Origin of the sequence: Vibrio coralliilyticus, assembly GCF_024449095.1 — a bacterium.
GTDB lineage: Bacteria > Pseudomonadota > Gammaproteobacteria > Enterobacterales > Vibrionaceae > Vibrio > Vibrio coralliilyticus_A.
Window position 1 is genome coordinate 1,096,776 of the sequence record NZ_CP024627.1, and the last position, 23,160, is coordinate 1,119,935.

General features: G+C 44.1%; 18 protein-coding genes, 1 riboswitch and 1 other annotated feature. Of the genes, 16 read left to right on the top strand and 2 right to left on the bottom strand.

Annotated features, from left to right (window positions below; translation table 11 throughout):
- The first annotated feature begins 141 nt into the window (after positions 1 to 141).
- Entirely contained in the window at positions 142 to 1,446 is a 1,305-nt protein-coding gene (locus CTT30_RS05020) for an inosine/guanosine kinase (RefSeq protein WP_239868101.1), read from the top strand.
- Positions 1,447 to 1,538: 92 nt separating this feature from the next.
- Here CTT30_RS05020 and CTT30_RS05025 read toward each other — a convergent pair whose 3' ends face one another.
- Positions 1,539 to 1,946, bottom strand: coding sequence for an H-NS family histone-like protein (locus tag CTT30_RS05025; protein WP_239836716.1), 408 nt, complete (start codon positions 1,944 to 1,946; stop codon positions 1,539 to 1,541).
- 606 nt (positions 1,947 to 2,552) lie between these two features.
- A riboswitch (Lysine riboswitch) is annotated at positions 2,553 to 2,735 on the top strand.
- A gap of 115 nt (positions 2,736 to 2,850) precedes the next feature.
- On the opposite strand from CTT30_RS05025, the gene CTT30_RS05030 reads away from it, so the two are divergent.
- The 13 genes from CTT30_RS05030 (at position 2,851) to CTT30_RS05090 (ending at position 20,326) form a co-directional block, all read left to right on the top strand.
- Complete coding sequence (locus tag CTT30_RS05030) at positions 2,851 to 4,452, top strand: Na+/H+ antiporter NhaC family protein (protein ID WP_252036205.1); 1,602 nt, start codon at positions 2,851 to 2,853, stop codon at positions 4,450 to 4,452.
- Between the two features lie 175 nt (positions 4,453 to 4,627).
- Positions 4,628 to 4,763, top strand: a sequence feature (His leader region).
- A 40-nt stretch (positions 4,764 to 4,803) separates the two neighbouring features.
- A complete protein-coding gene (gene hisG / locus CTT30_RS05035; RefSeq protein ID WP_239875345.1) occupies positions 4,804 to 5,700 on the top strand; it encodes an ATP phosphoribosyltransferase in 897 nt (298 codons plus the stop codon).
- 5 nt (positions 5,701 to 5,705) lie between these two features.
- Positions 5,706 to 6,998, top strand: a complete 1,293-nt coding sequence (gene hisD / locus CTT30_RS05040; protein WP_252036206.1) for a histidinol dehydrogenase — start codon at positions 5,706 to 5,708, stop codon at positions 6,996 to 6,998.
- Positions 6,999 to 7,010: 12 nt separating this feature from the next.
- Positions 7,011 to 8,051, top strand: a complete 1,041-nt coding sequence (gene hisC, locus CTT30_RS05045) for a histidinol-phosphate transaminase (RefSeq protein ID WP_252036207.1) — start codon at positions 7,011 to 7,013, stop codon at positions 8,049 to 8,051.
- Between the two features lie 69 nt (positions 8,052 to 8,120).
- Complete coding sequence (hisB, locus tag CTT30_RS05050) at positions 8,121 to 9,194, top strand: bifunctional histidinol-phosphatase/imidazoleglycerol-phosphate dehydratase HisB (RefSeq protein WP_172845812.1); 1,074 nt, start codon at positions 8,121 to 8,123, stop codon at positions 9,192 to 9,194.
- A gap of 26 nt (positions 9,195 to 9,220) precedes the next feature.
- The gene (hisH, locus tag CTT30_RS05055; protein ID WP_252036208.1) at positions 9,221 to 9,835 is read left to right on the top strand and encodes an imidazole glycerol phosphate synthase subunit HisH; all 615 of its coding nucleotides are present in this window, start codon (positions 9,221 to 9,223) and stop codon (positions 9,833 to 9,835) included.
- A gap of 12 nt (positions 9,836 to 9,847) precedes the next feature.
- Positions 9,848 to 10,585 (top strand): 1-(5-phosphoribosyl)-5-[(5-phosphoribosylamino)methylideneamino]imidazole-4-carboxamide isomerase, encoded by a 738-nt coding sequence (hisA, locus tag CTT30_RS05060; RefSeq protein WP_006962774.1) that lies wholly within the window; start codon positions 9,848 to 9,850, stop codon positions 10,583 to 10,585.
- Positions 10,567 to 11,340, top strand: coding sequence for an imidazole glycerol phosphate synthase subunit HisF (gene hisF, locus CTT30_RS05065; protein ID WP_006962773.1), 774 nt, complete (start codon positions 10,567 to 10,569; stop codon positions 11,338 to 11,340). Before hisA ends, hisF begins: the two co-directional genes overlap by 19 nt.
- Positions 11,337 to 11,972 carry a bifunctional phosphoribosyl-AMP cyclohydrolase/phosphoribosyl-ATP diphosphatase HisIE gene (hisIE, locus tag CTT30_RS05070; protein ID WP_005450749.1) on the top strand — a complete coding sequence of 212 codons (636 nt, stop codon included), beginning with the start codon at positions 11,337 to 11,339 and terminating at the stop codon, positions 11,970 to 11,972. The genes hisF and hisIE overlap by 4 nt, the downstream gene beginning before the upstream one ends.
- Positions 11,973 to 12,217: 245 nt before the next feature.
- A complete protein-coding gene (locus CTT30_RS05075; RefSeq protein WP_252036209.1) occupies positions 12,218 to 13,423 on the top strand; it encodes an EAL domain-containing response regulator in 1,206 nt (401 codons plus the stop codon).
- Positions 13,420 to 18,216: a PAS domain S-box protein gene (locus CTT30_RS05080; RefSeq protein WP_252036210.1), complete on the top strand. Its 4,797-nt coding sequence runs from the start codon at positions 13,420 to 13,422 to the stop codon at positions 18,214 to 18,216. Before CTT30_RS05075 ends, CTT30_RS05080 begins: the two co-directional genes overlap by 4 nt.
- A 19-nt stretch (positions 18,217 to 18,235) precedes the next feature.
- Positions 18,236 to 19,159 carry a diguanylate cyclase domain-containing protein gene (locus CTT30_RS05085; RefSeq protein WP_252036211.1) on the top strand — a complete coding sequence of 308 codons (924 nt, stop codon included), beginning with the start codon at positions 18,236 to 18,238 and terminating at the stop codon, positions 19,157 to 19,159.
- Positions 19,160 to 19,180: 21 nt separating this feature from the next.
- The gene (locus tag CTT30_RS05090; protein WP_255906278.1) at positions 19,181 to 20,326 is read left to right on the top strand and encodes a response regulator; all 1,146 of its coding nucleotides are present in this window, start codon (positions 19,181 to 19,183) and stop codon (positions 20,324 to 20,326) included.
- A gap of 75 nt (positions 20,327 to 20,401) precedes the next feature.
- Here the strand turns inward: CTT30_RS05090 and CTT30_RS05095 are convergent, their stop codons facing one another.
- A complete protein-coding gene (locus tag CTT30_RS05095) occupies positions 20,402 to 21,613 on the bottom strand; it encodes a putative manganese transporter (RefSeq protein ID WP_252036212.1) in 1,212 nt (403 codons plus the stop codon).
- A 183-nt stretch (positions 21,614 to 21,796) separates the two neighbouring features.
- On the opposite strand from CTT30_RS05095, the gene CTT30_RS05100 reads away from it, so the two are divergent.
- Positions 21,797 to 22,702, top strand: coding sequence for a manganese-dependent inorganic pyrophosphatase (locus CTT30_RS05100; protein WP_252036213.1), 906 nt, complete (start codon positions 21,797 to 21,799; stop codon positions 22,700 to 22,702).
- A gap of 66 nt (positions 22,703 to 22,768) precedes the next feature.
- Positions 22,769 to 23,158: a DUF2750 domain-containing protein gene (locus CTT30_RS05105; protein ID WP_252036214.1), complete on the top strand. Its 390-nt coding sequence runs from the start codon at positions 22,769 to 22,771 to the stop codon at positions 23,156 to 23,158.
- Positions 23,159 to 23,160 lie beyond the last annotated feature (2 nt).

The window sequence follows — 23,160 nt, forward strand, 5'->3', positions numbered from 1 at the left end:
AGGGTTTTATGAGTCCCTCTTATTTATTACATCAAGATTAAATTTTAGTGGCAAACGTTTGCTATAATTCCAGTTATTGCCGCGTTAGGTAGTGCGAGGTAGAATCCGGCATCCTTTCATCCCTTACTCAGAATATTTGTTATGAAGTTTCCTGGCCAACGAAAATCTAAGCACTATTTTCCTGTGCATGCGCGTGACCCTTTAGTGAGTCAATCTCAAGAAAGCAAGAAAATGTCCAGCACGCACATTATTGGTATTGACCAAACTTTGGTCGATATTGAAGCGAAAGTAAGCTCGGAGCTTATTGAGAAATACAAGCTGAGTAAAGGTCACTCATTAGTCATAGATGATGCTACTGCAGAAGCGCTTTATAATGAGTTGAAAGATAATGCCCTCATCACCAATGAATATGCTGGTGGGACGATCGGTAATACACTTCATAACTATTCTGTTCTGGCCGATGATCGTTCAACACTTTTGGGTGTCATGAGCCAAGATATTAAGATCGGAAGTTACGGCTTTCGCTATTTATGCAACACTTCAAGCCGGATGGATTTGAATTACCTTCAAGGTGTTGATGGTGCAATTGGTCGGTGTTTTGCTCTCATTTCTGATGATGGTGAAAGGACGTTTGCTATTAGCGAAGGTCAGATGAATCAATTACATCCAAGTAGTATTCCTGAAACGATTTTCGAGAATGCCTCTGCTTTAGTATTAACCGCCTATTTAGTGCGTTGCAAAGAAGGTGATCCAATGCCGGAAGCGACGATGAAAGCCATTGAATATGCGAAGAAATACAATGTGCCAGTCGTTCTTACTCTCGGAACGAAATTTGTGATTCAAGATGATCCTGTATTCTGGCAAGACTTTTTGCGTGACCACGTTAGCGTCGTAGCAATGAATGAGGATGAAGCTGAGGCGTTAACCGGTGAGTCCGATCCGTTAGCGGCGTCAGATAAGACATTGGAGTGGGTAGATTTGGTTCTCTGTACCGCCGGTCCTGTGGGTCTATTTATGGCAGGTTATACTGAGGAAGCGGCCAAGCGTCAGACTTCTCTACCATTACTTCCAGGTAGTATTGCTGAATTTAATCGTTTTGAATTTAGTCGTCCAGCAGCGAAAGCGGCCTGTGAGAACCCAATTAAGGTGTATTCGCATATTTCACCTTACATGGGGGGGCCAGAAAAAATTAAAAATACTAATGGGGCAGGTGATGCAGCATTGTCCGCGTTATTGCATGATATGGCTGCGAATAAATACCATAAAGAAAATGTGCCTAATTCAAGTAAGCATGCACATACATTCTTGACATATTCGTCATTCTCTCAGGTTTGCAAATATTCGAATCGTGCTAGTTATGAGGTTTTAGTTCAGCATTCACCACGCCTATCACGAGGCTTGCCAGAGCGTGAAGATAGTTTAGAAGAAGCATATTGGGAACGTTAATTCAGTAATAATTAATTACAAAAAAACCTCGCATAGCGAGGTTTTTTTTACAATACAAAAGTGTTTATTAAAAACACTTCTATAAATTTCAATTAGATCAGGAAGTCATCAAGTGATTTACCTGCATCTAGCTGTTCTTGGATTGCTGAAGGTGTACGACCTTGACCTGTCCATGTTTTTTCTTCGCCGTTAGCATCTACATATTTGTATTTTGCTGGGCGTGGAGCGCGTTTTGATTTCTGTTTACCAGTAGCTTCACCTGCTAGAGCTGAAATAACCATGTCTTTATCTAGACCTAGTTGCTTAATTTGCTCAGCAATATCTGCCAATTTTGCTTCTTGTGCTGCTTTGGCTTCACGCTCTGCTTCTTCCGCTTCTTTTCGTTCAGCTACAACAGTTGATAATTTGTCTAGAGCTTCCTCTAGTTGTTCCAAGGTAAGCTCACGCGCAAATGCTCGTAGGCTACGAATGTTTAATAGAGTTTTTGTTAGTTCCGACATGTAATTTCCCACTTAATTAAGGAGCCGATGAAATAAATATTAAACCCGTATTATTCGCAATACAATATTTTCCAGTTAAATTGTTATAAAAACTATTAATTAATCGCCTAAGGATTAGAGTAATGAGACCTTTCTTATTAACTGATGAATTCTTGTTGCATAGAATATCGTTGGTTTTGTGATTTTGACAATACTGATAGAGGATAAGTTTCATACACTAATGATATTTATTTTATATCATAAAAATAAGTTGGATTATCCTTTTGTCATGACATTATCAAGATAGTAACAAATCTTCTTTAATTCATATTTTTTCTCACTAAATGCTGATTTTTTTCTTCACTTTACGAGCGTAATCGAAGATGTACATCGAAAAGACCGAGTTGATGAATAAATAGGAAGGGTCATCGCTCGCCCATTATGATATTAGTTGAGCTTAAATGGTATGAGCAGAAACTTTATGCACAGAAGAAGAAAAATCATTAATGCTTAATTGGGTAAGATGTATTGCAATGGGGCTTTCGATCAGTACAATGGGCGCCACCTAATGCGATGTGTTGGTTAAATTGTTGTTAAAATTGTTTTTCAGTAGTTTAAAATATCAACTGTCGCGGTAGAGGTGCGAAATAAATCAGTAGTATTTGTTGGGGTGATGCCAATGAACAGATATGAAAGGTTGTTTTGCCGAAGTGAGTATTCATATCAACGGTGCTTGCTGGGGTTACACTCGAAAGGGGTAACACTGCCATAGTCTATAATTTTGTAAAACTATGGAGCGCTACTGTAGGGCAGGGTGGAGTTTTCGCTTCCCTTTCGCTTAGTTCAACATAAATTGTTTGATACTCATTTCTTTCAATTTATCTGCAGTAGATCTCTAACCATTGATTACTGGTTTTTGAAGATCATGAATTTAATTGATTTTGCAACATCTCCGATTTCTTTGCTACCTCCATTGGTTGCACTGAGTTTGGCGATTATTACTCGTCGTGTACTGGTGTCTTTAGGTGTGGGTATCACTTTGGGCGCTGTCCTTCTTAACGATTACTCTCTGGGTAATACACTCAGCTATGTAGGCTCAACGGTATCGAGTGTCTTCATTGAAGACGGCGGTATTAATACATGGAATATGAGTATCGTTGGTTTCCTACTTTTACTTGGTATGATGACGGCGTTACTGACGTTATCGGGTGGTACCCGTGCTTTCGCCGAATGGGCGCAATCGCGCGTTAAAAGTAAACGTGGTTCCAAATTACTCGCGGCTTTTCTAGGCGTATTTATTTTTGTTGATGACTATTTTAACAGCCTAGCCGTTGGTGCGATTTCTCGTCCTGTCACAGACCGCTTCTATGTGTCTCGAGCTAAATTGGCTTACATCTTAGACTCAACAGCAGCACCAATGTGTGTGATTATGCCTGCATCAAGCTGGGGCGCGTATATCATGACGATTATTGGTGGCATTCTCGTTTCACATGGCATTACTGAGTATTCCGCTCTTGGCGCATATGTGCGTCTTATTCCAATGAACTTCTATGCGGTATTTGCATTGCTGATGGTGTTTGCCGTTGCTTGGTTTGGCCTTGATATTGGTAAAATGCGTAATCACGAAATTGCGGCCTCACAAGGCCATGGTTTTGAGAAAGAGCAAGCGAATGATTCACAGGAAGCTCATGAAATCAATGAAGAGTTAGATATTCAAGAGAGCGAAGGCGGTAAAGTTTCAGACTTGGTTTTACCGATCGTATTCCTGATTGTTGCGACCATTGCTTCTATGTTATACACCGGCGGTCAAGCTTTGGCTGCTGATGGCAAGGCATTTAATATTCTAGGTGCCTTTGAAAACACCGATGTAGGCACCTCGTTAATTTATGGTGGCCTTGTTGGTTTAGCTATCGCACTGTTTACGGTATTTAAGCAAGGTATTGCGGTAAGCGAGATCACACGCACACTATGGATTGGTGCAAAATCAATGTTTGGTGCCATTTTGATCTTAGTTTTTGCTTGGACTATTGGCTCAGTGATTGGTGATATGAATACGGGTAAATACCTGTCGACATTGGCGCAAGGTAATATAAATCCAAATTGGCTGCCAGTTATTCTATTCCTACTCTCTGGCCTTATGGCATTTTCTACCGGTACGTCATGGGGGACATTTGGCATCATGCTTCCAATTGCCGGTGATATGGCTGGCGCAACGGATCTTGCTTTGATGTTGCCTATGCTAAGTGCTGTATTAGCTGGTTCAGTATTTGGTGACCACTGCTCGCCAATTTCTGATACGACGATTCTATCTTCAACAGGGGCTCGTTGTAACCATATTGATCATGTAGCGACCCAGTTACCTTATGCGCTTTCAGTGGCTGCTGTATCTTGTATTGGTTTTATCACATTGGGGATGACGGCTTCCGTAGGAATTTCATTTGCCGCTTCAGCCGTTGCCTTCTTTGGCGTTTGTGTATTGTTGTCAATTCTTTCAAGAGCCAAGATAGCAAGCTGTCATAACGCTTAATGAATTGAACTCAATAAAGAACTTAAAAGGGAGCGAAAGCTCCTTTTTTATTTGTCTAATACAAATTTTAAAAATCTTTAATTTTTAGTTGAAAAATAGTTTTTCCTTGGTTAGTGTGGTTATCAAGCAAGCGAACTGAAGAGCTTATAAGTATGCGTAATTTTGTAATGAACATTCATCACCATCATCACCCAGTCTAGTCTTTCGGGAGATGTACGCATACCCGGGGGACAGGAAACTCCCGGAGGCAGAAATCGCAAACTACAAGATTTAGAACCCTCGGGAGACTACTCTTCCGAGGGTTTTTTAGTTTTAACGATTTAAGAATTAATTTGCACAGGGATAAAAGCAATGCAAACACAACGCCTGAGAATCGCAATCCAAAAGAAAGGTCGCCTCAGTAAAGAGAGCCAAGCTCTACTTAAAAAGTGTGGCGTTAAATTCAACGTTATGGGTGAGCGCCTTGTCGTTCACTCTGAAAATATGCCAATTGATTTACTTTTGGTTCGTGACGACGATATTCCGGGTCTGATTATGGATGGTGTCGTTGACCTAGGCTTTATTGGTGAAAATGAATTAGAAGAAGTTCGCCTCGACCGTAAAGCATTGGGCGAACCATCGGAATTTATCCAACTTCGTCGACTTGATTTCGGTGGCTGCCGTTTGTCTATCGCAATTGACAAAGACGAAGAGTACAACGGCCCTCAAGACCTTGCTGGTAAGCGCATCGCAACTACATACCCACAGTTGCTAAAAGCTTACATGGATGAAGCGGGTGTCCCATTCTCAACATGTATGCTGACAGGCTCAGTAGAAGTTGCCCCTCGCGCTGGTCTTGCAGATGCGATCGCTGACTTAGTGTCTACGGGGGCAACACTGGAAGCGAACGGCCTCAAAGAAGCAGAAATCATCTTCAAGTCAAAAGCGACACTGATTCAACGCACCGGTGAATTCGATGCGGACAAGGTGGCGTTAATCGAGAAACTCCTGACTCGTATGCAAGGCGTACAGCAAGCGAAAGAATCTAAATACATCATGCTACATGCACCTGCTGAGAAGCTAGGCCAAATCAAGGCACTACTTCCGGGCGCTGAAGACCCTACTGTATTACCTCTGTCTGCCGACAAGCAAAAAGTTGCGGTTCATTTGGTCAGTACTGAAAACCTGTTCTGGGAAACCATGGAACAGCTGAAAGAGCTGGGCGCAAGCTCAATCCTAGTGCTACCAATTGACAAAATGATGGAGTAACCGCAATGAGAACCGTCGTATGGCAATCGCTGAGTGAATCTCAGCAAGACTCGATTCTAGAACGTCCTGCAATTGCAGAGGGTGCAAACATCACTGCTGCGGTTTCTGACGTTATCGCGAAAGTTCGTAGTGAGGGCGATTCAGCCCTGCTTGAATTAACTGAGAAGTTTGATCGCGTGAAGCCGGAATCCATTCGTGTATCGGCTCAAGAGATTGAGGAAGCGTCAGCACGTCTTTCTGAAAAAATGAAGAACGCACTGGAGCAAGCTTATGCCAACATCTCTAAGTTTCACAAAGCGCAGAAGCCACAACCTATCAAAGTAGAAACTCAACCGGGTGTGCTTTGTGAACAGGTCACGCGTCCAATCCAAAAAGTGGGTTTGTACATTCCAGGTGGCAGCGCTCCATTACCATCGACGGTTTTGATGCTTGGGGTTCCTGCAAAAATTGCAGGCTGTCGTAAAGTGGTGCTTTGTTCTCCACCGCCAATTGCTGACGAGATCCTTTATGTAGCAAAACTGTGTGGTATTGATGAAGTGTACAACGTCGGTGGTGGCCAAGCCGTTGCTGCGATGGCCTATGGTACAGAGACAGTATCCAAAGTCGATAAGATCTTTGGCCCGGGCAACGCCTATGTGACAGAAGCAAAACGTCAGGTAAGTAATGATTTTCGCGGCGCAGCGATTGACATGCCAGCGGGTCCTTCAGAAGTACTGGTTTTGGCCGATGAAACTGCGGACCCTGATTTTATTGCTGCCGACCTGCTAAGCCAAGCAGAGCACGGCCCTGACTCTCAAGTAGTGCTTGTGACGCCTTCACCTGTGATTGCGGACCAAGTCACTGACGCAGTTCAGCGCCAACTCAAAGAGCTATCTCGTGCGGATATTGCTGAGAAGGCACTCGCTTCAAGTTTGGTTATCATCGCGGAGTCGTTGACTCAGGCGGTTTCAATCTCAAATTACTACGGCCCTGAGCACTTGATTGTTCAGACCAAGAACCCTCGCGAGCTTTTGCCTTTACTCGATAATGCAGGTTCCATCTTCCTAGGGGATTGGTCACCAGAATCGGCGGGTGATTACGCATCGGGCACTAACCACGTTCTCCCTACTTACGGTTACACGCGTACGTATTCGAGCTTAGGTTTAGCGGATTTCTCTAAGCGGATGACAGTTCAAGAGTTGTCTGCTGATGGTCTAAAAAACCTTGCTCCAACGGTGGTGACCATGGCTGAAGCAGAAGGTTTGGATGCACACAAACGTGCCGTGACTATTCGTGTAGAAAAACTGGCAGTTAAGTAAGAGGGCAATGAGATGGAAAAGCTAGCGCGTAAACAGGTCCAAAAACTGACCCCTTATTTATCGGCTCGTCGTATCGGTGGTACAGGTGATGTTTGGCTGAACGCCAACGAATCGCCATTCAACAATGAATACAAAACAGACTTCGCTCGTCTTAATCGTTATAGCGAATGTCAGCCTAAAGAACTGATTTCTGCATACGCTGCGTATGCAGGGGTGAACCCAGAACAAACGTTGACTTCTCGCGGTGCAGATGAAGGCATCGAGTTACTGATTCGTGCTTTCTGTGAGCCAGGTGAAGATGCGATTCTTTACTGCCCACCGACTTACGGTATGTACTCCATCAGCGCTGAAGCCATTGGTGTAGAGCGCAAAACCGTGCCGCTAACATCAGATTGGCAACTAGACCTTGCTGGCATCGAAGCTAATCTGGATAACGTTAAACTGGTTTTCGTATGTTCACCAAATAACCCTACGGGTAACTTGGTTAAGCGTGAAGATATTGTCTCTCTGCTTGAAATGACAAAAGACCGCGCAATCGTGGTGATGGACGAAGCGTACATTGATTTCTGCCCAGAAGCGTCAACGGTAGATTTACTGGCGCAATACCCGAATCTTGCAATTCTGCGTACTCTGTCGAAAGCTTTTGCCCTTGCGGGTTTGCGTTGTGGATTTACGCTTGCGAACGAAGAGCTGATTAATGTACTTCTGAAAGTCATCGCACCATACCCAGTCCCAGTTCCTGTTGCAGAAATTGCCACTCAAGCGCTTTCTGAAGCAGGCCTAGCGAGAGCGAAGTTCCAAGTTCTCGATTTGAACGCGAACCGTGCTTATTTGCAGGTGGGGTTGTCGATGATTCCGGGCTTGGAAGTCTTTGAAGGATGGGGTAACTACCTATTGGTTAAATTCCCAGATGGTGATGATCTTTTCAAAGCCGCTTGGGAAACAGGCATTATCTTGCGTAACTCGCCAATTGAGAACTGCGTACGTATCAGTGTGGGTAACCGCGACGAGTGCGAAAAAACACTCGGATTTATTAGAAACTACTACTCATAAGTAGAGACAAAATTAATTGCTTTCGCTGACAAAGCGGAGGCGCCAAAGATTAGCAATAAGGAAGTTCGAGTGAGCAAACAACAAAAAATCCTTTTTATCGACCGTGATGGCACCTTAATTGTTGAGCCGCCGGTTGATTTTCAAGTTGATCGTTTAGATAAACTAAAACTAGAACCATTTGTTATCCCAAGTCTGCTGTCGTTGCAGGATGCAGGATACCGTCTAGTGATGGTAACGAACCAAGACGGTTTAGGGACTGACAGCTACCCACAAGCAGATTTTGATGCACCGCACGATATGATGATGGAAATCTTCGAATCTCAAGGTGTGAAGTTCGATGACGTACTGATTTGCCCTCACTTTGAAGAAGATAACTGCTCATGCCGTAAGCCTAAATTAGGCATGGTGAAAGAGTACCTTCAGGGTGGCAAAGTGGACTTCCAAAACTCTGTTGTGATTGGCGATCGTCAAACCGATCTTCAACTTGCAGAAAACATGGCAATTCGAGGTATTCAATACAACCCAGAAACCATGGGTTGGAAACAGATCCTGAAAGATCTGACGGTGAAGGCTCGCGTTGCTGAAGTGGTTCGAACTACGAAAGAAACTGATATTAAAGTCGCGGTAAATCTTGATGACCAAGGCGGTAATGACATTTCTACGGGCTTAGGCTTCTTCGATCACATGTTGGATCAAATCGCAACACACGGTGGATTTAAGATGGTGTGTAAAGTGGAGGGCGATCTACACATAGACGATCACCACTCAGTAGAAGATACCGCACTTGCGTTGGGCCAAGCGCTGAAAGAAGCGCTAGGTGATAAGCGTGGTATTGGCCGATTTGGCTTTAGCCTGCCAATGGATGAGTGTTTGGCACAATGTGCGCTAGACCTATCAGGGCGTCCTTACCTTAAGTTCGACGCGAAGTTTAGCCGTGAGCAAGTGGGTGACCTTTCAACCGAGATGGTGGTTCACTTCTTCCGCTCTCTAACTGACACCCTAGCGTGTACGCTACACCTCTCTTCTGCGGGCAACAATGATCACCACATCATCGAGAGCCTATTTAAAGCGTTTGGTCGCACTCTGCGCCAAGCAATCAAAGTAGAAGGCACTGAGCTACCGAGTAGTAAAGGCGTGCTATAAGGCTCACGTTAGCAAGGAGAAAAACAGTGACAGAACAGAAAGTTGTCATCATCGATACTGGCTGCGCCAACGTCTCTTCGGTGAAGTTTGCTATTGAACGCCTAGGTTATGACGTAACGATTTCAAAAGATCCACAAGTTGTATTGTCGGCAGATAAGCTATTTCTACCGGGCGTAGGAACCGCCAGTGAAGCGATGAAGAACCTAGAAGAGCGCGATCTTATCAGCTTGGTAAAACAGGTAGAAAAGCCACTACTAGGTATCTGTTTAGGCATGCAACTGTTAGGTAAAGTGTCTCAAGAGAAAGGACAGAAAGCTGATGAATTGGTTGAGTGTCTTGGACTTTGTGATGGCGAAGTGAAGCTACTACAAACTGGCGACTTGCCGCTGCCGCATATGGGCTGGAACACAGTCTCTGCGAAAACAGGCAACCCGCTGTTCAAAGGCATTGAAGAAGGTGAGTACTTCTACTTTGTACACAGCTTTGCCATGCCAGTAGGGGACTACACCATTGCAGAATGTGAATACGGAAATCCGTTCACGGCAGCGGTGCAAAGCGGTAATTACTACGGCGTGCAATTCCACCCTGAGCGTTCTTCAAAAGCGGGCGCAAAGCTTATTCAAAACTTCTTAGAATTATAAAAGGGATTTAGTGTGATTATTCCAGCTCTTGATTTAATTGAAGGACAGGTGGTTCGTCTTTATCAAGGTGATTACGGTCAAGTAACCGAGTACAAAGTCGACCCAGCAGAGCAGTTCAACTTGTACCACCAAGCAGGTGCTAACTGGCTGCACTTGGTGGATTTAACTGGCGCGAAAGACACGACAGCACGCCAGCTTGATTTGATTGCAAAGCTATTAGCAAGTACGCCAGCGAACATCCAAATCGGTGGTGGTGTGCGTACTGAGCAAGACGTGATTGATCTGTTAGAAGCCGGTGCTCAACGTGTTGTAGTTGGTTCTACAGCAGTAAAACAACCAGAGCTTGTGAAAGGTTGGATGGAAAAATACGGCGCAGAGAAAATCGTTCTCGCACTAGACATTAACATCGACCAAAACGGCACACGTAAAGTGGCGATCTCTGGTTGGCAAGAAGACTCAGGCGTGACCATCGAATCGCTTATCAACGATTACCTAACAGTAGGTCTACGGCATGTGCTTTGTACCGACATTTCACGTGACGGTACGTTAGAAGGCTCAAACGTAGAGCTTTATGTTGACCTATGTAAACAGTACCCACAAGTGCAGTTCCAATCTTCAGGCGGTATCGGATCGCTAGCAGATATCGAAGCACTAAAAGGCAGTGGTGTGGCAGGCGTGATTGTTGGTCGCGCACTGCTAGACGGAAAGTTCACGGCAGAGGAGGCATTTGCATGCTGGCAAAGCGAATAATTCCATGTCTTGATGTTCGCGATGGACAAGTGGTGAAGGGCGTTCAGTTCCGCAACCACGAAATCATTGGCGACATCGTTCCTCTGGCACAGCGTTATGCGGAAGAAGGCGCCGACGAGCTGGTGTTTTACGATATTACCGCTTCCAGTGATGGTCGTGTCGTCGATAAAAGCTGGGTCGCTCGCGTTGCAGAAGTGATTGATATTCCGTTCTGCGTCGCTGGTGGCATTAAATCAGCCGAAGACGCAGCACGCATTCTTGAGTTTGGTGCGGACAAGGTGTCGATCAACTCACCGGCATTGGCGAACCCGCAACTGATTACCGACCTTGCTGATAAATTTGGTGTTCAGTGTATCGTGGTTGGCATCGACTCTTATTACGACAAAGATACTGGCAAGTATCAGGTTTACCAGTTTACTGGCGATGAGGAACGCACTAAAGCGACCCAATGGGAAACGCGTGATTGGGTGCAAGAAGTGCAAAAGCGTGGCGCTGGTGAAATCGTATTGAACATGATGAACCAAGACGGCGTGCGTAACGGTTACGACATCGAACAACTGAACATGGTACGTGAAGTGTGTAACGTTCCGCTGATTGCATCAGGCGGGGCGGGGGCCATGGAGCACTTCGCAGAAGCTTACCAAAAAGCGAATGTGGATGGTGCGCTTGCCGCATCGGTATTCCACAAACAAGTCATCAACATTGGTGAACTAAAGCAGTATTTGAAACAACAAGGCATTGAGGTACGACTATGAGTGTGAAAGCCGCCGAAGTCAGTTCGCTAGCTGAGCGAATCAACTGGGAAAAGGTGGATGGTCTGGTACCTGCCATCGTACAAGATTTCCAATCAAGCCAAGTGCTGATGATGGGTTACATGAACCAAGATGCGTTGGCAAAAACGGGTGAAACGGGTCAAGTGACGTTTTTCTCTCGTACCAAACAGCGTCTTTGGACCAAAGGTGAGACCTCTGGCAATGTATTGCAATTGGTGAACATTCAGCTCGATTGTGACAACGATACGCTACTGGTGAAAGTGAATCCCATTGGTCCTACGTGCCACTTGGGTAACACAACTTGCTGGGATGTCGATCCACAAGAGGAGTCACAAATGGTGTGGCTTCATCAACTTGAGCAGCTATTGGCTGCCCGCAAGAGTGCCGACCCAGATTCCTCTTATACTGCCAGTCTTTATGCCCGTGGCACCAAGCGTATTTCGCAGAAAGTGGGCGAAGAAGGCGTTGAAGTCGCGCTTGCGGCGACGTCGGGTGACAAGGCGGAGTTAGTGTGTGAATCAGCAGACTTGATTTATCACTTGCTGGTATTGCTGCAAGACCAAGGCTTATCGATGAATGACGTAGTGAACAAACTTAAAGAGCGTCATAAATAGCTTTTTGGCTTTCGAGCAAAACCTAATCTTATAAGTATACTCATCTCAACATCTCCCCTGACTAAACCGTAAGTACGCCTTACGGTTTTTTTGTTGTAAATATCATCTTTATCGATCGTTTCTTTCGTTATCGCGTATATAAACTACTCTTCTTAAAAGGGCTTTTATGTTGCTACTTTTGTTGGTAAGAAGTTGTAGCGTAAGACGAAATGAGGTTGTTGAGTTATGAGGAGGTCGGAGTGAAGGTGGCTCACGGCAAAAAAATAACGCTTATTGCAGATGATCAAAAAGTAGTGAGGCACACCCTGAAGCTCTGCTTACAAAATCTCGATTATCAGGATGTGCTAGAAGCATGTGATGGAAAAGAAGCCAAGCAACTCGCAGTCGAGCACGATATTGATATCATCTTTTGTGACTTAAATATGCCAGTTGAAGATGGCTTTGAGGTGTTGCGATACTTAGGCGAAATCCATTTCAGTGGCAGTGTGATTTTAATCAGTGGCGAGGAAGAAGAAGTGTTATCTTCATCTTCGAACCTAGCCCGTCTTTACAAGCTCGACATTTTAGGTAGTTTGAAGAAACCCATCTCTTTTACTACGGTGAAAGATTTGATGTCACAGGTCGAAAAGTCAACAATATCAAGAATCAACAATCGTCCTCCCCCGGTTTTGAGTGCGGCATCGGTTCAACACTTTATTGATACGGGTTGCGTGAGGGCATTCTTTCAACCCCAGATAGAGTTGGAAACGGGTCGGGTCTGTGGCTTAGAAGTTTTGGCTCGTGTTGTGGATGAAGATGATAATATTATCCCTCCTGACAGTTTTATTCCCGTAGCAGAAAAGAATTTAGACCTCATTTTATCACTCACCAAAACCATTATTCGAGCAGCCTTTTCTGATATAGCCAAACATTTCCAATCTCTTCAAGACATTACATTTTCCCTCAATATATCGGCAAAAGTTTTGGAAGACCAAGGTTTTACTAGCTGGCTGGACCAGGTTGCAAATGAATATCAAATTCCGCAAGAAAGCATTTTATGTGAGTTAACCGAAACAGCGCTGACTCATGATCAGGCGGCTATTAACACGCAATTGCTTCGGCTAAGGCTACTTAAGTTTAATCTTTCAATCGATGACTTTGGTACAGGCTATTCTTCTATTGCTCAGCTTCACTCTATACCTTTCAATGAACTTAAAGTAGACAAGCGCTTTGTGCTCGACTGCTTAACAAACACCAAGTCTCAAGCAATCTTGGAGCAAAGTGTTCGGATGGGTAAAGCAATGGGTATGAGTGTTGTAGCCGAAGGGGTCGAAAATCGTGAAGTTGAAGAATTTTTAGTGTCTATCGGTTGCAATATTGCCCAAGGCTACTTGTATTCTAAGCCGGACGAACTGAGCTACATCCTTGCTTATATGAAGCGCTCAAATAGCATTTATGAGGATCGCTCATGAAGTTTTCTACCAAACTACCGTTACTGTTTTTTGTTTTTGGAGTGTTGATGTTGGGAGCGGTGACTCTGACATCTTGGAAAGGTAAAGACATTCTACAAGAGACGACGTTCACGAATATTGAAAGGGAAGCGGCGCTGCTTATCCGCCTTATTGAGCGTAACTTATTTGAGCGCTACCACGATGCTCAAGCGTTTCCTATGTCGTTAGGTGTGGTAGATAAAGAGCAGTTAGACTACGTGGCAACCAGTTCTTTGATGGCTGAAAACCTTAATAATTTTGTACAAAATTATAAAGTTTATAGGCGGATACTTATTTTCGATTACGAAGGTAATATTCTTGCTAGTAATACAGAGAATGAATTTGGAAAAACGTTACCTAATCTCACACGTACCGCACGAGAGGTAAGAGAGACCCAGTGGTTTTCGGAAGCCATTTCTGGAATCACATTAGCCCCAGACAGCCCAAGAAGTAGTTATGTTTTTGGGCCTGAACGATATTTGATCGATGACAACCCTAATTCTTACGATATGGTTTTTGCCACGCTAATTTTAGACCGAGCTGGAGAGCCGGCGGGCCTTTGGGTAAATGTGGTTGATTTTAAAGCTGTAGAGGCCATTGTCTCTGATACATACGACCTGTTATCGAAACGTGGTTTCTTAAGTTCTGAGTTAACGATACTTGATAACAAGGGCCGGATAATTGTTGACTACGATCCGGTAGGACAAAGTGAAGCTGTCTATGAAAGGGATTTCGACGTTCTGAGCCAGTTAAACTTAGCAACCAATGGTGTTGAGGGGGCAAGACTGGCGGTGTCAGGGCTGAGTGGCTCAAATGTGTCTACCCATTTTCGGAAACAAGTCGATCAGGTGACAGGATACGCCTACACCAATGGCGCTTATGACTACCCAGGTTTAGGTTGGTCCGCGTTAATACGTGTTGAAGTCAGCGAGGCATTCGCGGATTCGGAAAGTCTATACAAAAGCTCTTTTGCGCTGGCGGGCTTATTATTGACGCTCATCATCTTAGTGGCGTTTTATCTTGGGAAAAGAATCGCCAGACCGCTGAATGAATTATCTAAAGCAATCAACAGCTTAGCACATGGAGAGAAGGATGTGACTTTACCGGAAATATCCGGAAAAGATGAAATTGCTAAAATGGTTTCTGAGTTGAAAAACCTCAAAGAAATCGTTGTGGAGCGAGCTAAGCTAACCAAAGAAACGGATGAGCAGCGTTTTCAATTAGAAATCCAAAGCCGCGCAATCGATTCGACAGCAACGGGTATTACGGTTGCAGATGTACGGTTGCCTGACTCACCAATCATATTTACTAATAAAGCGTTTGAAGATCTTACTGGGTATACACGAGATGAAGTCATCGGTCGCAATTGCCGATTCCTGCAAGGTAATGATACCGAGCAACCTGATATTGAGAAACTCAGGTATGCAATAGCCAATAAAGTATCTTGTTCGGTAGTGCTAAAGAACTACAAAAAAGACGGTACCTTGTTCTATAACAATTTACGTATCGACCCTGTATTTAATGATGATGGCGAACTCACTCATTACATTGGTGTTCAGACGGATATTACTGAAATTAAGAGGATTGAGGATCAAGCGAAAATTAAGCTTGAGGATGAAGTTGCCCGAAGAACCCAGCAAGCTCGTGATTCTGAAAGTCGCCTACGTACGGTTTTTGATACTGCGCTCGATGGTACGGTGGTGATTGATAATAAAGGCATTATCGTTGATGTTAACCGCTCGCTTGAAATGATTTTTGGTCGAATAAGAGAGGAGCTGGTTGGGGAAAATGTCAGCATTCTTATGCCTCCACACTATGCTGATGTTCATGACGGTTTCATTTCTAAGTACTTGTTAACTGGAAATAAAAAACTCATCGGGACACCACGCCAAGTAGAAGGGTTACATAAATCTGGTCGTGTATTTCCTATCGAGGTTTCTGTTGGGGAAACTTGGTTGGGAGATGCTCAGGTTTTTGTTGGCGTAGTCAAAGACATTACATCACAAGAAGAAACCAAACAGCGAGAGAAGAGACTACAGTCGGAATTACGCGAGCGGGAACTGGTCTACCGCGCCGCATTCAATCAGGCGGCAGTAGGTATTTGCCGAGTGGATCTTGATGGCAACTTTATCGAAGTAAACGACAAAATGTGTGAGATCTTCGGTTACAGTGAACCTGAGCTATTAGAGCTGAGCTATCTCGATGTGACTCATCCTGAATACCGCGAAAAGAGCCAACGTTTGGTAGGGCAACTGACCGAAAGCGATAAGCGATCGTTCACTATCGATAAGCTCTACTTAAGTAAATCGGGGTCAGAGTTCTGGGCGACTATTTCAGTGTCCATCGTTTGCGAGGACGACACAGTACCCAAATATTTTGTGGCTGTTGTTGAAGATATCTCTAATCGAAAACGGATTGAAAAAGAGCTTCGCTCTGCAAAAGCTGTTCGAGACGAGTTATTACGAGGAATGCGTTTAGCCTCTGACGCTGGTGGTATCTGTAACTGGTCGCTAGACATTCAGTCACAGGCACTACGCTGGGATGAAGGCATGTATCGCCTATATGGTATTGAACCCAATAAGCCAGTGTCCTATCCCGATTGGGAACAAAGCATACACCCTGATGACCGTGAAAGTGCAGTAACAAGCTTTAATCGCGCGGTTGAAGACGGTGATGTATACAACGCAGAGTTTCGAATCATTAACCAGGCTACAGGCACAATGCATTGGGTGAAGGCCGCTGGGGATGTAGTTGTTGATAAAGACTCTAATTTACGTCATGTCTTTGGTATTAACCTCGATATCACAGAAGAAAGAGATATTCAGGCCGCTCTCGAGAAAGAGAGTATTGCCGCAAAACAAGCGAATGAAGCCAAATCTCGCTTCCTCGCCACGATGAGCCATGAAATACGTACACCGATGAATGGTGTTATAGGCATGGTAGACCTTCTGAAAGAAACTGCTCTCGACTACGATCAAGGGAGAATGGTGAGCACCATTCGTGATTCGTCCTTCTCCTTACTGGAAATCATTAACGACATTCTCGATTTCTCGAAAATCGAATCGGGGCAGATGGAGTTAGATCCGACGGAAACTAACCCTCTTTATCTGATAGAAAAAACACTGGAGGCGCTGTGGTTAAGCGCTAATCAGAAAGGCGTTGATGTGTTTATGACATACGAGAGCCAAATTCCAGAATTTATACTTATAGATCCAGTTAGAACTCGCCAAATTATCCTTAATCTGCTTGGCAATGCCGTCAAGTTTAGTCAGTGCAAAGATAAATCGGGCTTAGTCAAAGTGGCGACGAGCTATGATAATACACAGCAGCTTCTCTCGATCTCGGTAGAAGATAATGGCGTGGGTATGACAGAAGAGCAGCAATTGAAGCTGTTTAAGCCATTTACACAAGCTGACAGCTCAACCACAAGAAAGTTTGGTGGTACAGGGCTTGGTCTTAGCATTACTAAATCCTTCATTGATCTAATGGGGGGGAATATTGATGTCGAAAGCCGTATTGGTGAAGGAAGCAAATTTTCGTTTACGATTCCTGCCGCGCCATGCCGTACCCACTCAGTATTTGGTCGTTTTGATTTCTCTACGATAACGTTGGTTTTAGACATTGAAAATGCCAACCTCAAGCATATATGTGCTGAAATTCTAAGTAGCTTCGAGACACGAGATATTATTGTTGATGTTCAGTCATCGTTTACTTGGGAAGAGCATAAAGCGGTCTATTTGACCGACGATGATATCGCCAATGTGGCTCAAGGGCGTTCGCTGATACTCAGTGATAATCCGGCAGCAAAAGGGGGGTACATAGCGCCGGATAAGTATGGTGTTGGTACACACCCACTCAAGCCCAGTGAGCTAGTGATCGGTCTAGCTATCTTGACCGGTCAAGAAAGCCCAGATTTTGATTGGAGCGAAGCGATTACAGCTGAGAGCACCGATAACAGCGAAATTGATTGGGTGAATAATCAAGATATCACAATCCTATGCGCAGAGGATCAACCAACCAATCAGATGGTATTGGCTCAGCAGCTTACTAAGTTAGGTTATCGCTTTGATATGGTGGACAACGGGCGTGAGGCGCTTGAAAAATGGCAATCAAATGACTATGCGCTAGTGTTAACAGATTGCCATATGCCGGAAATGGATGGCTTTGAACTGACTTCAGAAATTCGCCGTATTGAGTCGGAAATGGTCAGTGAAAGGACTCTGATCATTGCCATTACTGCCAATGCGTTGGTCGGTGAAGCGGAACATTGTTTAGAAGCGGGAATGGATGACTATATTCCCAAGCCTGTTGAGCTTTCTACCCTAAGGAAAGTATTAGCACTTCGTTTACGTGGCAAATCACTACGCAAGCCGAAAGGTGACAGTGAGAACCAACTTGCTGAACCAGTCAAAACTCTTGATTTACCTGAAAATGACTCGAAGCCATTGATCGACTTAAATCACCTTAGTGAAGTGATCGGTAGCCGAGATGAAGAAATGACTCGAGCTGTTTTATCGATGTTTTGGGAAAGTGTGTCGCAGGATATCGAGAAAATGCAAGTAGCCTGCCAAGAGAACGACTTATCACAAGTTAAAAGTTTGTCTCATGGTGCGAAGGGGGCAGCAGCTTCCAGTGGGGCTTTATTACTGAGTGAGATCTTTCGTTCGATAGAAAAAAACAGCCATGATATTGAACACGTCGAGCAAGCGATAAAAGAAGTGGTCAATATGATGAAGAAAATACAGCAGCAGTTAGAGCGAGATAAAATCATCTAGCCGATGGCAAGGAGGTACTTTGTTAAACCTACATGTGATGGATCAAACGCCTTTTGCGACATTTTCTGAGGCGAGTCGTAGTACGCTGAAATACCTTAGAAATAAGTATGGGTATGGGGCTTGGATGATGACGCGTAAAAATGAGGATGAGTGGGTTATATTACAGGTTGAAGGAGATGGGTATCAAATCGACGAGTTAACGGTCATTAATTGGAATGACTCTATGTGCAGTCGCATGGTCAAAGGTGAAGGGCCTAGGTGGGCTCCTGATGTCGATGACATTCCATCTTATGTTGAAGCGCCAATTTATAGAGCGGAAAAAATTAAGTCATATGTTGGGATCCCAGTTTGTTTTGCCAATGGCGATCTGTTTGGCACCTTATGTGCGATTGATACAGTACCATCTGGTAGAATCCCTGCGGATGGTAAAGAAACCGTTGAATTAGTCTCTAAACTACTCTCAAGCCTATTGCAGTTAGAACTGCAAAATATAGCTTTATCTCGTAAGCAAATTAGTTTTTTACCTGAACCATTAAAAGATAACCAAACGGGTTTTTTAAACCGATTAGGGTGGTCAATATACTTGGAGAAGGAGGAGAGTAATGTTCGTGCAGTGGGGACTCCTCTGTATATTGTGGCTCTGGATGTGACCTTGCCTGGCAAAGAAAAGGGAGATGAGTATCAACAGTTGCTGACTATTGTTGTATCTATCATTAATTCATCAGTCACTGATGAGGGGGTTATCGCCCGGCTTAGTGATAACATATTTACCATTTTGTTAGCGAATAGCTCAAATAAGCAGTTTAAACTTTGTCTGGATACACTAGAAAGGGAATTAACCGAGGCGAGTGTTGTCGCTCAAATTGGCTCTGAGAAACACAACTATACAGATAAGCTAGATGCGACGGTAATGAGTGCAATAAAAAGTGCACGATCGAGTTAAAAGAAAGAGTTAGGGGGTGACATGGATGTTTCGCAAACCAGTATTTACATATTCTATAATTCGAAAGAAATACTAGATATGGTAAAGCCTGTTGCGTCAATATTGTTCGATAATGTGTCACCCATTAATATTGAGAAAGAACAAGCCAAGTTTGTGCAGTCGCTTAAGCAGCCACACTTAAGCATTATTTCTATCTATGCTTTTGAAAGTCCTAAAGAAGCGGCCACCCTTTCCAAGTTGCTCAATGAGCATGGTGCTCTTCAACATCAAGCACACATTCCTAAATACGATCTATTAATGTGCAATAAATCTTATCGTCAGGAAGCATATGACCTATGCGTTAAGGAACTGTTCTATAGCTATGAAACGATCAAGCCAATTTATGACACCAACAAGGTTATCCTGACATTGCGTCGACTAGCGCAGCACTTGGCGACCAAAGTAGAGCTCCAACAAGTTGAACAAGATAATCTTAAGATGGAAGAGAGCATTAATAGCAGTATTGAGTCGATAGATGCTTTGCAAACGCAGGTACAGGAGACATCAACTCAGCAAGATAGTGAGTTTGAACAGGTGACTAAGTCGCTTAATGAGCTATTGGCTCGAGTGCCAGCCATTGAGTGGGAAAAAGCATTTACTAATATTGTGCGCTCAATGCCGGAATCTGTACAAAGAACGACACTCAGCCAATTCTCTATTAAAGAATTTCGTGATGATCTAGAAAAATATCGCAATAACAGTGCAGAAATGCTGAATAAGATTTCCAGCTCTCTGGACGCTTCAAAGCCTCAGACTTTATCTAAAGGGCCGTTGATCGTTGTTGCTGATGATCAGCCTGTGATGCTAAAAATCATATCCTCAATTTTAGAGCCAAAGGGCTATAAAGTCGAAAGCGCAAGTAATGGTGTCGAAGCTCTTATGAAAGCAAAAGTCATGAAACCAGAGCTCATACTTCTCGATATAGATATGCCGATCATGGATGGTTTAGCAACGTTAGACGCAGTGAAAAAGGTCGAGACTATTAAGCACATACCAATTATCATGCTAACCAGTCACTCTGATAAAGACATCATTAAATCCAGTATCAGCCTGGGTGCTGTCGATTATGTTGTGAAACCGACGAAAGCTGATATCCTTCTTGCGAAAATCGCGAATGCGTTAAAATAGGCCACATGAGCTAGTTATTAAACGATAGAAGCCATCAATTTTATGCAAACTCATTTGTGCGTTGACTTAACGTTGTCACTCGAATACTAGGTAGTAACTGTAACCCACCACTAGGGCTGGAATCGCAGAGTAAACAGTCGCAACTAGTGCCGCTTTAGGGGCCAATGCGATAGCAGGAAATAGCGCATCGCCATCATTGGATATCGCATTCGCTAATTGTGCAGATAAAGGCACCGCGCCTGAAATGTAGAGACTGGTGACTAAGATTTGAGGCCCACATCCTGGTAGCATACCGACAGCGACCCCGAGCAAAGGCATCCACGCACCCCAACCGGAAAAAGTCTCCGTTAAGTTAATGTGACCAAAGTAGGCTATGAGTTCAAAGGTCATAAAAGCGAGAACAACCCATGCAGTTACGAAGTTAGTATCTTGCGCCGCTTTCTGCAGGGGATGTGAAGAAACGGTTTTTTTATCTTCCGATACTGTTGACTCATAATCTTTGATTTCTTTGGTTAAGGACCAAAGTAACATGCTAAGAATGATAAGCCCTGTTCCTAGCCATTCAATACTCGCTGCAGGAAGAGAAAGAAGCGTGTTGATATCCACTTGAAACGAGCCTAGTACGGCAACAAATATTGCTGGTACGATTAGCCATTGCCAAAAGGCACCTTGGAGATTGATGGCCTTCTTTTCAAAGTGGGACTGCTGACTATGATCAGAGCGGCAGCAGAACTTTTCAGCTAATGCTGATGTAACGGTTGGTCTTAAGAAGTCGTCTTGATGGATAGCGTTGACAACCCATCCAGAGACCGAGCCTACCACAATGCCCAGTGCAACAACGGCCAAACCTATGTCAGGTTTACTGGCTAACAGAAGAAACGCAGCATCCCCCATCGTAGAGGTTAACACCGCGACAATAGCACCAAACCCGACTCGTCCACTAACGAATTGTGTCGTGACTATGATGGCACCACCGCATCCGGGAAGTGCACCCAGTAAAGAAGCAAAGAAAACCTGATAGCTACGTGAGCTCTGGTATAAGTTAACCAGCTTGCTCTCTTTGTTCATCCATAGGGACATATAGTGGTAGATGACCAAAGTAAAAGCAACGTAGGCTGACACTGCCCAAAAGGCATCAGACAACGTTGAAACTGTGACCTCTCGGGTTGCTTCGTTAAGCACTAAAGCCAGCAAAACGACGGGTAATAAAAGGCGTTTGTAAGCTGGTTGGAACTGAGAGAAAGACAGCCAATGGGGTAAAGCCGCTAGAAGTCTAATCGAATTCATAATTCCAAAATACAAATGAGAATAATTATCAATATATTTTAATGAGAATTATTTGCAACTAAAAGTTGTGATTTACACTTTTCTTTTTGCTAACTCATGACAAATTTCAAAATTCAGGTAAAGTAACGGCCTTTGTGAGTAATTGCCCAATATGGGCCTATGTAAGTCGTAATAGGAAAAAAGATGATTCTAGTTGTAGGTCACAAGAACCCTGATAGTGATAGCATCTGTAGTGCATTGGTAGCAACTGAGCTGCTAAAAGCTCGTGGCGTTGAAGCAATGCCAATTCGCCAAGGCGAAATCAATCGTGAAACACAGCACATTCTTGAAGTCGCGGGCGCAGAAGTACCTGAACTTCGTACTTCTGTTGCGGGTGAAAAAATTTGGTTGGTTGACTACTCAGATCTAGCGCAAGCACCGGATGACGTGGCTGAAGCTGAAATTTTAGGTATTGTTGACCATCACCGTCTTGGTGATGTCATGACCGTAAACCCTATGGAAGCATGGATCTGGCCTGTTGGTTGTACCAACACTGTTCTATTCAACATGTTCAAAATTGAAGGTCATGAAATCTCACCGCAAATCGCTAAGCTAATGATGTCGGCTATCCTGTCTGACACCGTCGGCTTTGCTTCTCCAACTTGCACACAGAAAGATAAAGATGCCGTTGAAGAGCTAGCGAAAATTGCAGACGTATGTGATGTTGACGCTTTCATCAAGGATCTTCTTATCGCAAAAACAAACATCGAAGGTCTTTCTGCGGCTGAGCTTGTAGAAAAAGATCTGAAAGGCTATCCATTTAACGGCCGTGATGTTGTTGTCGGTCAGGTTGAACTGGCGACTCTAGAGCAAGTAGACGGCATGATTGAAGCGCTGGAGTCAGATCTAGAACGCCGCTGTGCCGAAGAAAACCTAGCCTTTGCTGCAGTAATGCTAACTGACATCACTACAGCTCAAACTCGCCTACTATACAAAGGTGAGTGGGCAGAGAAACTGACTCAGCACGAGCAAGACGGCATGCTGATGATGGAAAATACGCTAAGTCGTAAGAAGCAAGGTTGGCCTTGGCTTCAGGCTGAGTTAGCATAACACCGTTCAATGATTAAATGTAACGCCCACGGTCATCGTGGGCGTTTTGCTTTAAGGAGTAAGGAAATGTCAGAGCCACTTTCACAACAACAGATAGACTCTGTGCTAAAAATGCGTGAAGACGAGCGATTCAGTTACACGGTGAAAGAAATCGCCAAAAACAGACAAGTCTGGATTTTGACTGATGAGCATGGCTGCGTGATGCTTAATACAGAAGATGAAGATTGTATACCGGTTTGGCCCCATGAAGAATTTGCCAATCAATGGGCTACAGGTGATTGGGAGCACTGCAAAGCAGAGGCTATATCGACCGCAAAATGGTTTAGTCGTTGGACCTACGGACTTGAAGACGATGAGTTATCTATTGTCGTGTTTCCCAATCAAAGCGAAGAAGGGCTAGTTCTGTACCCTGATGAGTTCGAATTTGAACTGAAAAAGCACCAAAAGAAATGCTAAAC